The sequence below is a fragment of the Sporosarcina sp. P17b genome (assembly GCF_002743115.1).
Taxonomy (GTDB): Bacteria; Bacillota; Bacilli; order Bacillales_A; family Planococcaceae; genus Sporosarcina; species Sporosarcina ureae_C.
Window position 1 is genome coordinate 21,760 of record NZ_PDYP01000016.1, and the last position, 14,566, is coordinate 36,325.

Genomic DNA, 14,566 nt, shown 5'->3' on the forward strand with positions numbered 1-14,566 from the left:
ATAGTAAACCGATTAGGATGAATGAACAATAGAACTGATTTTAACTAGTTTATGCAATTAAAAAACGGCTGTACATACAGCCGTTTACTTTAGTTCATATTCTAGTATCGTGCTACTAACTTAATACATCTTCATATATCGTTCGAGTTCCCAAGGGTGTACCGTAATACGATAGCTCTCCCATTCTTGAAGCTTAGCCTCACTAAAGTTCGCGTAGATATGGGAACCCAGTGCATCTTGAATAATTGGATCTTCAGATAACGCGATGAGCGCATGATCGAGATCGGTAGGCAATGTGTCGATGCCATGTTCTTTAAGCTCTTCAGACTTCATTTCATAAATGTTGCGATCAACAGGAGCTGGTGGAGTAAGTTTTCGCTTAATACCATCGAGTCCTGCTTTTAAAATAACGGCTAACGCTAAGTAGGGGTTAGCGGACGAATCAACAGAACGGACTTCCACACGTGTGCTCATTCCACGTGATGCAGGGATACGTATTAAAGGGCTGCGGTTTTGTGCAGACCAGGCAACATAGCAAGGCGCTTCGTAGCCAGGAACTAAGCGTTTATAAGAGTTAACAGTCGGATTTGTAATAGCAGTGAAACCGCGGACATGATCTAGAACACCAGACATGAACTGATAAGCCGTTTCACTTAATTTACGCTCGCCTCCTTCATCAAAAAAGACATTTTCTCCATCTTTAAATAGGGAAACATTACAATGCATTCCAGAACCGCTAACACCGTATAAAGGCTTAGGCATGAACGTAGCGTGTAGACCATGTTTACGTGCTATCGTTTTGACAACCAGTTTAAAGGTTTGTATATTATCACAAGCTGTTAATACATCTGCATATTTAAAATCAATTTCATGTTGTCCTGGTGCTGCTTCATGATGGGAAGCTTCCACTTCAAATCCTAATTCCTCAAGTTCTAACACAATATCACGTCGGCAGTTTTCACCTAAGTCCATGGGTGCCAAATCAAAATAGTCACCATGATCATTGAGCTCCATCGTTGGTTGTTTATTAGCGTCCAATTTGAAAAGGAAAAATTCAGGTTCGGGTCCTAGATTGAAATCAGTGAAGCCGAGTTCTTTCATTTCTGCTATAATTCGCTTTAAATTCCCACGGGGGTCTCCAGAAAAGGGCTCGCCGTTCGCTAAATGGACGTCGCAAATTAAGCGGGCTACACGACCCGTACCAGAGGGCCATGGGAATACCATCCATGTATCTAAGTCAGGCACTAAATACATATCAGATTCTTCAATCCGTACAAAACCTTCGATAGAAGACCCGTCAAACATCATTTTATTATCCAGAGCCTTTTCGAGCTGGCTGATTGGAATCTCTACATTCTTAATCATGCCAAAAATATCAGTAAACTGAAGACGGATGAAATTCACATTCTTTTCTTTCACGAATCGATAAACGTCTTCTCTTGTAATGCTTCCCATCTGGCCACACTCCTTATGATTGTTTGAAACGAATCTTCTTCGTAACATTTTTCTATAATAATGCGCAGGAAGACAGATTACAAGAGTTATTAACTAGATTTTGAAATAAATATAAGACTTAAGTTCTTGTTTTAGACAAAAAAACAAGCCCTCAATTTGGGAGCTTGTAAATAAATACTATTTTCCTAATATAGAATATGGATAATTGCACCTATAACTAGTAAATGGAAAACCTGGTCGACTACAATCGTCAGCCAGTTTCCTTCTGGTTTATGGACCCCCATAATGATTCTGACCCACCATAAGACAAAAGTACGTTTGTCCAAAAAAACATGACTGACAAAGATCACGGCTATAGCTAAATAGCTTAAGGAGAACCCGCCAACGACCATAGCCGCCACCAATGAAAGTGTGTAAAGTACACAATGCGTTAATAAAGGAATCCACTTATTCGCTTTATTCATGGCCATCCAAGTATTCTGCAATAAATAATCTCCGACTAGATGACCAAGTAGTAAGTAAGTAAATAGATTCATTTGGTGGACCTCCAATACTAAATATGAAACGAAGTAACTATGTTTTATGTCTATATCATGATAATATTAACATATATAGGGGAAAGATAAATCAATTATTTTTCTAAAGGGGGCAGTGAATTTGCCAGCTTCATCCAATGCATTTACGAATAATAAAATAAATGGATCAAATTCAGATCGCTTATTAGCGGTCATTTTTGAATATATGACAAAAATATCAGTTGAAACGGATATAAAAAAGATGGTTATGAATCTAGCGGATTTAGGCAAGGAACTTGTAGCAGCAGATCGCTGTTCTGTATGGTTACATGAAGCCAACGAAAAAACACTATGGACTGTCGGCGGTCATGGCGTTAAAACGATTAGTATCCCAGACGATAGTGGATTTGTTGGCCATTGTGTGAAGACTGGGGAAGCACTCATAATTGAAGATGCATACTCAGATCATCGATTTAATCGTACAGTTGATTTAGAAACAGGATATCATACGACTTCTATTCTCTGTATTCCTTTTCATAATGCGGAAGGGGAAATTATTGGTGCGTTTCAAGCCATCAATAAACAAACAGAAACACAAATTTTTTCCAACGAAGACTTAGAAGTGTTAAAGATTGCTTCGAATTTCACAGGAAAATCACTAGAAGCCTTCATCTTGCGAAACGAATTAGTCGAAACGCAAAAAGAAATTATTGTTCGCATGGGGGAAATTGGAGAAAGTCGTTCACAGGAAACAGGCTTTCATGTAAAGAGGGTAGCCAAATATTCATATTTATTGGCTTGTCTTTCAGGAATTTCGGAAACGGAAGCATTAAAATTTAAATACGCTTCCCCGATGCATGATATTGGGAAAGTCGCAATTCCTGACAGTATTTTATTGAAACCTGGGAAATTAACCGAACAAGAATTTGAAATGATGAAACAGCATACGACAATTGGTCATAATGTTTTCAAGAAGTCAAAGCGTGAATTACTGAAAATCGCTGCAATTATTGCGAATGAACATCATGAACGATGGGATGGCAAAGGCTATCCTGCTGGTAAACAAGCGGATGACATTCATATATATGGTCGTATTACTGCGGTGGCAGATGTATTTGATGCATTGGGAAGTGACCGAGTGTACAAAAAGGCCTGGCCACTTGAAAAAATTATCGCGTATATGAAAGAAGAACGGTATAAACAATTTGATGGGCGACTCGTTGATATATTCTTAGAGAATTTAGATCAATTCATCGCCATACGTGATGAATTTGTAGATGGAAGTGAAGAGTTACTATGAGAAAAACTATGCATTTTCGTGATGAGCAAGTAGTGGATTTGTCGCCTAGCGTGGTATGGGAGTTGTTAGCTAACACAAATGAGTTAAATAAGTATGCAGGTATGTTTCCAGTTAACTTCAATCAGTTTATTGAAGAAGATCAACAACTCATTCGTTATGCGGATGCCTCTGTTTTTAATATGATACCGTTGAAATGGAAAGAATACGTTTTTGAATGGGTTAGATATTCACACTACTCGGTAGAGCGTAAATATATAAAAGGGCCTTTTGATACCGTTTTTTGGAGTATTCGACTCGAGCCGTTACCTGAAGAGAAGACGAAAATCATTTTACATGGAGATTTCGTTTGTCGAAATATTCTCGGTCCAATAGCACTGGGAGCCATAGTCTATCCGCAACTGCGAAATATGATAACGTACGCTATGGAGTTTGAAAAATATAAAGGGAAAGAAAAGCCACTTGGGAAAATGAAGATTGATCTTGAATCTACACGCTTAGATCATGCGATTTCATTATTAAGAGACTCGTTTTCTACTAAAGAAATGATTGATGCATTGGAAAAAACAATTCGCAATGGTTCGGATGAAATGGTGACCGAAATGCAACCATATCATTGGGCGAGAATTCATCATTTTGACCGTTTTGCATCAGTTGAGCTGTTTTTATTAGCAAATGCGGCGGGGCTGCTGGATTATGACTGGAGTCTAATGTGCCCGAATTGCCGTGTGCCCAAAGGAAAAGCTGCTGCGTTAAAGCAAATGACAAACACGGTTCACTGTGAATTATGTGGTGTCGATTATGAATTGGACTTTGATCGCTATGTCGAAATGAAATTCCATGTGAATGCAGCTATTCGAAAAGTTGATCATACGATTTATTGTATTAATGGTCCTATCAAAACGCCTCATGTACTGGGTCAATTCAGAATTTCTCCCCATACCAATAAAACAATTCATTGGCCGGAATTCGATGGAAAACTTAGATGTCGGGTACTGAAATATAATGACAGTTTAGAGATAACAGATGGAATGTCTGAATCCGCGGACATTACCTATACATCAGAAGGATTTATTCAAGAATCAGTTTCCTATGCAAAGCAATTTTCAATTCATAATGAAACCGATAAAGAAATTGTAGTCGTCTTCGAAAAACGGAACTGGAATGATGATGCACTAACTGCACGGGAAGCTACTTCTCTTCAGTTGTTCCGTGATTTACTTGGAACAGAAGTATTGGCCCCAGGTCTTCAAATTGGCGTTGGACATATGTCTATTCTATTCACCGACTTAAAGGACTCTACTAAGCTATATGAACAGATTGGAGATGCAAAAGCTTACTCTGATGTTCAAAAGCATTTTGAATACTTGATGAAGTGTATAAGGGCACACAAAGGAACGATCGTCAAAACTATAGGGGATTCAGTAATGGGCGCATTTACGAATGAATTCGACTCGTTTAAGGCAGCGTTCGCTATACAACAAGGCATACACAATTTAAATGAAAAGTTATCACAGCCAGTCCAAATCAAAGTTGGTTTCCATACAGGCTCTGTTATTGCAGTAAACGCGAATGATTTATTGGATTACTTTGGAGGTACTGTTAATAAAGCAGCTCGCATTCAAGACAAGAGCACAGGTGGCGATTTACTTATTCATCATGATGTATATGAAAGGCTAATTAATGAGCGACCTGAAATTGCTGAACTGAAAAGTGAATTCTTTACAGCAAAACTAAATGGCTTTGAAGAAGAAATACAGCTTGTGCGATTTATTATAGACGGAAAGACACCAGACGTGCTTAGTGCGTAAGGTGTCTTTTTTACTTTCACATTTTGAACGATTCTACATATGCTGATAAAGAAAGGGGTGGGTGTCTTGATTGAACACCAAAGTATATCTATTGATGGACAGTCATTTCAAGCAGTCACAGTGAAGTTGCCTAAAACTACGCTACTTACAGTTTCAAATGACAAAGGGTATATTATGTGCGGTGCCCTAGATGTAGGTTTGCTAAACAGTGTGTTGGCGGATCGTAAAATTATTGCAGGACGCGCGGTAGGAGTGAAGACGATTGAACAGTTGCTCGCTGCACCTTTAGAATCCGTAACACTTGAAGCTGAACAATATGGTATTTCTGCAGGTATGATCGGTTCAGAAGCCTTATTGAAAATGACATGAAAAATGGCGCCTAATTAATTAGGGCGCCATTTTTCTTTATACAATTAAAGTATTACTCATACACAAGACAGTTATTTATTATCGTATTTCTCTTCGCTAGACGAATTGTCTTTCGTCTCACGATGATTTCTTTCTTCTTCCTCTTCCATACGCACATCTTCTAATGGAATAGCATCTACAGTCTGCATATCCTCATGCATATCGTAAATACTTTCTTTATCAGTCTTTAAATTTTCAGGATTGTCCATATAGCCGCCTTTTGCATCTTGGCGGTCTTTTTCTGTAAATACTTTTTTCTCTTTACTCATGACGATCCGCTCCTTTGCTGTCTAGTTAAGTTAGTCTAAAAATCGACCTAATAATCCTTTATTCGGTGCAGGTTTTTGATTGTGGTCTTTACGTTCACCACGCATAGGTGTGTCATTAAATTCATCGAATTGGCGTGATAATTTGTCGCGTGCGTCTTTGTTACGCATCAAATAGGCTGCACCTAAACCGATTGCTGTTAAAGCCATTCTCTTTTTCATAAAGTGCTCCTCCTCGTTATTGTTTCTTATTGATTTGTTTTCCCAGTTTCCATTCATGCTAAACAAATAACGTAAAGGTGCAGAAACAAAGAACAGCCAGCAATCGAAAACTCTCGACTGCTGACTGTTCTTTTCTTACTATGCGGAAAATTTTATGTTGCGATTACTCCATACTGACGAAATAACATTGTACGCTCGTCGAATGCATGTTGCATCTTACACTGCTTAACTTCTTTGAAGCAGGTATTTCACGTGCACTTACACAAAAAACTTCTTTCGCATTGCCTGGTAAACCTGTCCTTCTGTTGGAACCTTAAAAACAGATTCCCAAACCGAGTGTACCAATTGCCAGTAAAGAAAAATTTTCCGCCAAGGCTGTGCATCTCTTCCAGATCTAGTAGCTTAACTTCTCTAACTAGTTCCTTCAGTTTGCCTTGTATATATAGTATACCCAGGTAAACCATTCCTAAACGTCTTTTTTAAAATTAATTTAAAATCTTTTTAAAGTTTTTTATAACTCGCGGTTAATGTACTTATGATCTATAATAGAGGACTGAGGTGAGAGCTTTGAACAAGGGATTAACAGGGAGAAGCACGATGAATGATCTTGCTGAAGTAAAGCCCTATGTAAAAGAGAATTTACTATTATGAGTCCAGTACAAAATATAGAAATGATACCTTGCAGTCTTGAAATAACAAAAAATGCACGAAAAGGTTTAGAACAGTGGTTTTTAAGTGAGGAGGCTTTTGTTTCTTCAGAGTCTACTTTTGATATACATATTGAGAAGAAGCCTGAGAATCGTATGGGGAACCAATCCTATGCGTTGTTTTTTGATCCGAAAACAAATAAAAGATTTGCCAAAGAAGTACAACAACGTGTAGCAGTCATGGAATGTGTACTGAAACCAGATGGTCTGCTAGCAACCGGATTTCATGTCAGGGGTGCAAGAGAGCCAGTTCAGACAAATCGTCGACTACATACGGCAATTAAGTTCCGATTAAATCGATCTGGAGTAGCAATTCCAATCGAATTCTATACGAAATTGCGCCAATTACCCGTTGCAGAAGAACGCTCAGAATATGTTAAAAAGCGAATTGAAAGCTGGGAAGGATATCTGCAAATAGCGGAGAAAAATGCGGATGTAGAAGATATCAATTGTACATTTACCCAAGCTAGTTTCACTAGTGATTTCACAAAGTTACGTCTTCAATGCAATGATTTGCAAACGAAAAACTGGAAGCAACTTCGCGGATTTAGTGTGAAAATGAACGAGCTATCTACGGATATTGGACAAGTCGTTGATGCGCAAAAGGGTCAAAAAATCATTGTAGTGGAATTGAATCAGCGGTTTCAAAAGAAAGCTAGATCTGAACAATGGTTGCCCACGCGTAATAAAAGTATAGTGCTGACGAACTTTGCTGAATTGAGTCAGATTCGTCGGTTACGTAAAGGTTTCAAGGATTTGCAGGATGGACTTGCCGCCAATGCGAATCTAGAGAGGGTTTTATTTGAAGAACGGCCTGTCGTGCAGATTACTAATAAACAGCCACAACTGGAATTCCATAATAATTTAAATGAGTTCCAGCAAGAAGCCGTTTCGGGTGCGATGAAAGCACATGATCTATTTGTGATCCAAGGTCCACCAGGCACAGGGAAAACGACAGTAATTTCCGAGATTTGCTATCAGAATGTCAAAGCCGGCTTGCGGACACTTGTCGCTTCCCAATCAAATCTCGCAGTGGATAATGCACTCGGGCGATTACTTACAGATCCAGCGACACGCATTTTACGCTATGGACGATCAGAAAGTATTGAAGAAGAGGGAAAACGCTTCATGGAAGAAAATGTTGCGTTACATTGGAGAAATGAAACGATTGAAACGGTACAGGCGACACGTGCAGTTTATCGAACAAAAGATATAGAATTACAAAAGCGAGCAGATCAATTATCAGAACTGATCATACAAAACACTGAATTAAAACTTTCATTGACCGAACAACTAAAAGTACAAAGTATAGTACAAGAGAAGTTAAAAAAGCTGAAATCTGAATACTTCTCTCGAAAATCACTGCTCGATCAAGCCATTCGTCGGCTATCTCAAAAACAACAGATAGTCGAACAAATAGAAAGTGATCTAGCGCAACGTACAGAAGAAATACAACTATTGCGAGAACAATTGCAATCTGAGCCAAGTAAAGTGGAATTATTAGCTCAAGTAGAAAAATGGTCGAATCAACAGCAACTACTAATACAAGCACAAACATATATCAAATTGCAGTCCGAATTACAAAATAATACTGAAGCCATACAAAAAAGTAAGGAAGAGAAACAAGAACTACCTAGTTGGAAACAAATGCTAGAAGAAACCTATAGTGAAGTGCTGTCACAAACGAAAATGAAAGATATTCAAACGGTACTATCTGTAAATCATATTGATTTACCTATTCATATTACGTTACGAAATAACGACTTACAGAAAATTATCAAATCGATCGAAAGTGGAGAGTATTCCTATGAGTTTCAAGAATGGAAAGAACTTCATGAGCGTTTTCAGACAGCTATCAATAAAACACAGTCTCTTTTACAAACGCATCGTTACCCAGTAGAGACTATTGATAAGCGGTCAACCGAAAACTTCAAAACCATTCAGGAAATGCATGACATGATTGATCGTTTAGGTAAGTTTTTAATCAATCCTACGACGAAAAAGGTGCTACAAAATAAAGAAATTTCATCTGCTAAAACAGAAGTACTGCAAAAGATTGCACAAGGCATGTCACTGTTTTACGGTAAAGAAGAAATTGTTCGGGCAAAAGGAATAGAACTTCAGCAACAGAAAGTCCACTCCGTAAAGGAAGTTTTTGCAGAGGTGAAGCATGAAATCCTACGGTTTTTGCAGCATGAACTTCAAAAAACACAACTGGAGATACAGCGAAAAGACGAACATAAACAAGCACTACATTCTAAGCAAACAGAAGTAGAGGGACGAATCAAAGAATGGTTGCAAAAAAATGAGCTGCCTGAAAAGCAGTGGGAAGAAAGTCAATTGATAGAGGAAATTAATCAGTTGGAGACGATGATAGTTGAATGCAGGCAACAAATAAAAAAAGTAACACAATTAACTGCAACTATCACTACATCAGAACTAAAATGTTCCCAAGCAAAACAAAAGTTAGAAGCAGAAATGGAAGAAGTCCTAGTAGTAGAGCGAAAAACACAGCAATTGACAGATGAACAACATCAACAACAGCAGGAGATAGAAGAGCTTGCGGTTCAATTAAAACCAGATATAAAAGAGCAACTTGAAAATGTAGAAAAAGTGCTAACGCAAGCCGAACCGCAGCAAGCAGAAGTAGCGAAAGAACAACAACAACTACCCATCCTTCAGGAATTGCAAGAGCAGTGGGAAGAATTACTACAAGAGGCCAATGACTATGATCTAGATGAAATCCGTAAGCTTTATATCGATCATGCAAATGTAATTGGTACCACATGTGTCGCATCGGCTTCCAAGAAGTTTATGGATGAATACCCGGTCTTCGATGTAGTCATTATTGATGAAGTATCAAAAGCAACACCGCCAGAATTACTATTGCCGATGTTAAAAGGTAAGAAAGTTATTTTGGTAGGCGACCATCACCAGTTGCCGCCACTAGTAGGGCAAGAAACGATGGATGAACTAGTGGATCAGCAAAAAGATCCAGAAGTGCAACGAGAAATGAAAAAGTTACTCAATGAATCATTATTTGAACGCCTATTCCGAACGTTGCCAAAACAAAATAAAACGATGCTCAGTATTCAGTATCGTATGCATGAAAAGATTATGGCTACAATCGCACCGTTCTATAAAGAAGGTAACTATCAATTACAATGTGGACTTCCCAACTCAGATGAATTACGAGATCACCTTCTAGACAGCAATAACATCACAAGAAAAGATCATTTACTATGGTTGGATACACCTAATACGCCGTCATTTTTCGAAGCGCAAGTTAAAGGCGGAACAAGTCGTTTCAATGAAGCGGAACTCACTATCATTCAAGATACATTGCTCGATATTGAACAGGCTACGGAAAATGCTAAAAAAGATGGCTTGATGAAACCTGATGAAAAGAAAAGTGTAGGTGTAATTAGTTTTTATGGAGAACAAGTGAAGCGGATTGACCGACTTATTCAGCAAGAGATTCGTCCGAAACAATTGCATTGTCGCACCGGTTCGGTAGATAAATTTCAAGGTATGGAAATGGACATTATTATATTGAGCTTCGTCAGAAACCATGGAGAAAAAAGTGGAGATATTGGATTCGCCAAAGACTATCGACGATTGAATGTGGCATTATCGCGAGCGCGAGAGTTGCTGATTATTGTCGGTAGTTCCGAGATGTTCACCGTCAGAACAAAGAATTCCACGACGCGAGATATGTATAAACAGTTGAGGGAAGTAGTAGAACGTCAAGGTGGATTACGTAAAATAGAATAGATGCAAGGAGGGTGAGTAGATGGATTCGATTCGAAAAAAGTTGCAGCAAGAATTGCAACGACAGCCCGATATCCAAATACAACAATCAGACAGCTGGGGATTGCCGGTTGAGCTCATCAATATACCCTACACAACGAGTAAACGTACAACTATGGATATATTAATGAAAATGATATTGCTGACGATTCAACGACTAGAAGTGTCTGAATCAAAGAAAATCGCAGAATTTCTTGCGGTCGAGCCGCTATTTGTTGAGAATTTATTTAGCAAAATGGAAGCTTCACGGATGATCGAATGGCGAAAAGAAAATGTTGAGCTGACGAGTATCGGTGTAAAACAATTGCAAGCAGGTGTTTACGAACATCCACCTAAAAAGGAAGAAAACAAGTTTTACTATAGTGCGTATCATAATTCGATTTTATGTCAGCAACCTGAAAAGATCTTTACAGCAAAAGTTAAAGAATTTCGATTAGCGAAGAAGTATTCAAGCAAAGCGCAAGCGTTAACTGATGATCAGTTGCGCATAGCACTTCTCGCGGCCGATGCTGAAACAGCCGAGGGCACGCTTCAGAAGGTTATTGATAAGATAGAGATACCACAAATTTTAGATAGTCAATTGATCCCTTGTATAGAATTTTATCTTTATGATCGTTCGGAAAAGAAGTACTTTACTAGGGTGTGGAATACATTAACGGAAGAGTGGGACGAATGTTTGGAGCAGATCATCGATGAACAAGCTCCTCTTCGAAAATGAAAAAGACCGGGGAAATTTCCCCGGTCTTTTTGCTGTTATCATTTACGTTTTTTCTGTTGAGTAGGAGCTTTACGTAATTCAGCAAGTTCTTTTGACATTTCTTCTTTCATGTCTTTCGGGGCAATCGTCTGGTTCTTCGGCGTTTGTGGTAATGAACCGGCAGAATTACTTCCTTTTTTGTGTTCATCTCTTCCCATATCTGATTCTCCCTTCTGTTGATACCTTCTTAAGTAAGTTGGATCAAAATTGAAAAGTTATACGCATAGTTGAAGATCAATTTAGTCGATAACCTTAAAAATGATGAATTCCATTCCATAAGCCTTTCTATCGAAAAAAGGCTTATTTAGTCGTCTAGTGTTTAGTACGTAGCGGATTGGGAATATATGCATTAAGCATTACGGTTCGTAAAACGAATACTAGGAGGAATACTATATATGGCTAACCAACATAACACCGATCAAGAAAAGAAAATGTCTTTGGAAGAGGCAGGACGTAAAGGAGGTCAGGCAACCTCTAAAAAACACGATAAAGAATTCTATGAACAGATTGGACGTAAAGGCGGGGAAGCCACAGCCCAGAAACATAGTAGTGAGTTTTACAAAGAAATTGGACGTAAAGGTGGAAAAGCAACTTCAGAGAAACACGATAAAAATTTCTATGAAAAAATTGGGCGTAAGGGCGGAGAAGCGAGAGCCCAGCAAAATAAAAGTATGAGTTAAATAAATGAGCAGGAAGATATTCAATAAAAAAAGGCATACCCGAAGCGGTCATTTCGATTCGGGTATGTCTATTTTTATTGTGTATAACTATCAACTATATAAATCTACTCTTGTTTCTAATGATGCAGTACAGTATAACTGTTATATGCAGAAGTAAAGGAAATGGGGGAGAATATGGAACAACGAAAAGAACAATGGTCTTCTAAGCTTGGGTTTATTATGTCTTCAGCAGGTGCAGCAATTGGCCTAGGGGCAATTTGGAAGTTCCCCTATGTTACAGGTATGAGTGGTGGCGGAGCATTCTTCCTGTTATTCGTCGTGTTTACAATTTTGATCGGTTTACCTATGTTGATCTCTGAATTCATTATTGGACGCGGTTCGGGTAAAGAAGCAATTAGTGCGTATAAAAAACTAGCGCCGACTGGTGCGTGGTCCTGGATAGGTAAGCTCGGTGTGGCAGGATGTTTTCTTTTATTATCCTTTTATAGTGTAGTCGGTGGCTGGGTGTTCGTGTATAGCGGATTATCTATTGGTGGTAAAATTATTAGTGAAGGTGCTTCCTACTCAGAACAATTTGGCTCGATCGTCGGTTCACCACTAACGACTTTGATTGGATTGCTTCTCTTTACGATTATTAATGTATTGGTCGTATCTTCAGGCGTACAAAACGGTATTGAAAAAGCGAACAAGTATATGATGCCTTTATTATTTGTATTTTTTATTATTTTAGTTATTCGATCGTTGACGTTGCCAGGTGCAATGGAAGGTGTTTCTTTCTTCCTGAAGCCTGACTTCTCCGGTATTACTAGAGATTCTGTATTGTATGCACTTGGACAGTCCTTCTTCTCATTGGCAGTAGGATTTTCCTGTATGGTAACGTATAGTTCCTATTTGAAAAAAGACGTTAGCCTGACTTCATCTGCAACTTCTGTTGTTGGCATGAATTTATTTGTTTCTTTGCTTGCGGGTCTGGCCATTTTTCCAGCAGTATTTGCATTTGGTCAAGAACCAGCTGCAGGACCTGAATTATTGTTTATGGTGTTGCCAGCAGTGTTCTCTCAGTTACCGCTCGGTCAAGTATTTTTAGCATTGTTTTTAATTTTATTCCTCTTTGCTACATTGACGTCATCATTTAGTTTGTATGAGATTATTGTGGCGGCGATGACGGCGAGTGGCAAGCGGTCGCGTAAATCTGTGACATGGTTGATAGGTGCAGTTGTATTCATCGCAGCTATTCCTTCTGCCTTATCGTCCAGTACATTGTCAGGTTTCCTGATATTTGATAAGAGTATTTTTGATGCGACAGATTATTTGGTCAGTAATATTTTACTTCCGGCAGGTTGTTTATTGATTGCGTTATTTATTGTTCGCAAGATGGACCAGTTGTTGGTTCGTGATGAGTTTACACAGTACCATACGCAGTCTAAAGGTTTTTATCCGCTCTGGCACTTTTTGATGAAGTGGATAGTGCCGTTGACGATTATTGTGGTGTTCTTGAATACGCTTGGGATTGTGAAGTAAGTGAATGTGCACTGTTGATCTGCGTTTTAGGCAGATGTGTTTGCTCTAAAACGGAAATCCCCATCCACTCACTAATTACTCATTTTAATATACTATCGAGGCTTCCTACTAGGGAGTCTTTTTCTGTGTAAGAATGAGAGTTTCCAATGGATTGATTTGACTTGAAGGTACCTTAATTGTATAATACCTATTAAACATGTTGGAATAATATATTTTGACTGGAGTGTGGAAGAAATGCAAAAGAACATCACGATTCGTTCTGGGGAAAACAATTTGTCGGGTGCGTTGCATCTGCCTGAATATAGAGAAGAAGCTATACCGTTGCTTATATTTATCCATGGGTTTGTAGGTAGTAAAGTAGGGGAACATCGTCTATTTGTTAAAGCCGCCCGTTATTTCATTGAGCGTGGATATGGGGTATTCCGCTTTGACTTTAGCGGGTGTGGCGAAAGTGACGGAGATTATGCAGATGTAACATTGACCAATCAATTAAAAGAAGTACAGGATGTCGTAGATTATTTAAGTTCGATTCGCGGTATAGATAAACAACAAATTTCATTAGTAGGGCACAGTATGGGAGGGGCAGTTGCGTCGCTGACGGCAGCGAGTGATTCACGGATTAAACAACTGATTCTCTGGTCACCGGTAGGTACACCATACGAAGATATAACGGGAATTCTTGGACCGAAAGCAGTTCATGAAATTTCAAGGCAAGGCAGTCATGACTATCACGGATTTATGATCAGCCAAAATTTCCTTAAAGATTTGAAAAGACATCAACCTATCGAAGCGATTCGTTCATTTATGGGACCTGTGCATATTGTTCATGCAAAAGAAGATGAACAAATATCAAGAGAACATACGAGACGATACGTCAACTCACTCAATAAGCGCTTGAACGGAGAGCGTGTAATAGAACAATATATTGAACAGGCTGATCATACATTTTCAAGCTATTCTTTTGAAAATGAATTGTTTGATAAAAGCTTGACGTGGCTTGAAAGAAATTCAGTAAAAGAGTTTGCATTGTAACTATAAATTGATAAATACCTCCCGCTCAAGAGAATTGCGGAGGTATTTTTAATGAAAACAAAATGACTTTTAGAACATATTATAG

The 14,566-nt window shown here is 38.6% G+C and carries 13 protein-coding genes; 8 read left to right on the top strand and 5 right to left on the bottom strand.

Features of this window, described 5'->3' with window-relative positions; all coding sequences use genetic code 11:
• Positions 1 to 120: 120 nt before the first annotated feature.
• Together glnA and CSV76_RS14290 are read right to left on the bottom strand one after the other, a co-directional pair.
• Entirely contained in the window at positions 121 to 1,455 is a 1,335-nt protein-coding gene (gene glnA / locus CSV76_RS14285) for a type I glutamate--ammonia ligase (protein WP_085427113.1), read from the bottom strand.
• 185 nt (positions 1,456 to 1,640) lie between these two features.
• Complete coding sequence (locus tag CSV76_RS14290) at positions 1,641 to 1,991, bottom strand: DUF3307 domain-containing protein (protein WP_085427112.1); 351 nt, start codon at positions 1,989 to 1,991, stop codon at positions 1,641 to 1,643.
• A 121-nt stretch (positions 1,992 to 2,112) separates the two neighbouring features.
• Here CSV76_RS14290 and CSV76_RS14295 point away from each other — a divergent pair, with 121 nt between their 5' ends.
• Genes CSV76_RS14295 through CSV76_RS14305 form a run of 3 tightly spaced genes read left to right on the top strand, consistent with a single transcriptional unit; the run spans position 2,113 to position 5,447 of the window.
• Entirely contained in the window at positions 2,113 to 3,270 is a 1,158-nt protein-coding gene (locus CSV76_RS14295) for an HD domain-containing phosphohydrolase (RefSeq protein WP_232319601.1), read from the top strand.
• A complete protein-coding gene (locus CSV76_RS14300; RefSeq protein WP_099625991.1) occupies positions 3,267 to 5,078 on the top strand; it encodes an adenylate/guanylate cyclase domain-containing protein in 1,812 nt (603 codons plus the stop codon). Before CSV76_RS14295 ends, CSV76_RS14300 begins: the two co-directional genes overlap by 4 nt.
• A 39-nt stretch (positions 5,079 to 5,117) precedes the next feature.
• Positions 5,118 to 5,447, top strand: coding sequence for a YunC family protein (locus tag CSV76_RS14305; RefSeq protein ID WP_099625992.1), 330 nt, complete (start codon positions 5,118 to 5,120; stop codon positions 5,445 to 5,447).
• Positions 5,448 to 5,518: 71 nt separating this feature from the next.
• Here the strand turns inward: CSV76_RS14305 and CSV76_RS14310 are convergent, their stop codons facing one another.
• Both CSV76_RS14310 and CSV76_RS14315 read right to left on the bottom strand, forming a co-directional pair.
• A complete protein-coding gene (locus CSV76_RS14310) occupies positions 5,519 to 5,755 on the bottom strand; it encodes a hypothetical protein (RefSeq protein WP_085427109.1) in 237 nt (78 codons plus the stop codon).
• A gap of 30 nt (positions 5,756 to 5,785) precedes the next feature.
• Entirely contained in the window at positions 5,786 to 5,974 is a 189-nt protein-coding gene (locus tag CSV76_RS14315; protein WP_085427108.1) for a hypothetical protein, read from the bottom strand.
• 647 nt (positions 5,975 to 6,621) lie between these two features.
• Here CSV76_RS14315 and CSV76_RS14325 point away from each other — a divergent pair.
• Together CSV76_RS14325 and CSV76_RS14330 are read left to right on the top strand one after the other, a co-directional pair.
• The gene (locus tag CSV76_RS14325) at positions 6,622 to 10,455 is read left to right on the top strand and encodes a DEAD/DEAH box helicase (protein ID WP_099625994.1); all 3,834 of its coding nucleotides are present in this window, start codon (positions 6,622 to 6,624) and stop codon (positions 10,453 to 10,455) included.
• Positions 10,456 to 10,474: 19 nt separating this feature from the next.
• Positions 10,475 to 11,209 (top strand): hypothetical protein, encoded by a 735-nt coding sequence (locus tag CSV76_RS14330; protein WP_085427106.1) that lies wholly within the window; start codon positions 10,475 to 10,477, stop codon positions 11,207 to 11,209.
• 38 nt (positions 11,210 to 11,247) lie between these two features.
• On the opposite strand, the gene CSV76_RS17585 is transcribed toward CSV76_RS14330, so the two are convergent.
• Positions 11,248 to 11,406, bottom strand: a complete 159-nt coding sequence (locus tag CSV76_RS17585) for a hypothetical protein (RefSeq protein WP_199170413.1) — start codon at positions 11,404 to 11,406, stop codon at positions 11,248 to 11,250.
• Positions 11,407 to 11,643: 237 nt separating this feature from the next.
• On the opposite strand from CSV76_RS17585, the gene CSV76_RS14335 reads away from it, so the two are divergent.
• From CSV76_RS14335 to CSV76_RS14345, 3 genes are all read left to right on the top strand, one after another.
• The gene (locus CSV76_RS14335) at positions 11,644 to 11,928 is read left to right on the top strand and encodes a KGG domain-containing protein (protein WP_085427105.1); all 285 of its coding nucleotides are present in this window, start codon (positions 11,644 to 11,646) and stop codon (positions 11,926 to 11,928) included.
• A 174-nt stretch (positions 11,929 to 12,102) separates the two neighbouring features.
• On the top strand, positions 12,103 to 13,449 hold the full coding sequence (locus CSV76_RS14340) for a sodium-dependent transporter (protein ID WP_099625995.1): 1,347 nt from the start codon (positions 12,103 to 12,105) through the stop codon (positions 13,447 to 13,449).
• Positions 13,450 to 13,683: 234 nt separating this feature from the next.
• Complete coding sequence (locus CSV76_RS14345) at positions 13,684 to 14,481, top strand: alpha/beta hydrolase (protein ID WP_099625996.1); 798 nt, start codon at positions 13,684 to 13,686, stop codon at positions 14,479 to 14,481.
• Positions 14,482 to 14,566 lie beyond the last annotated feature (85 nt).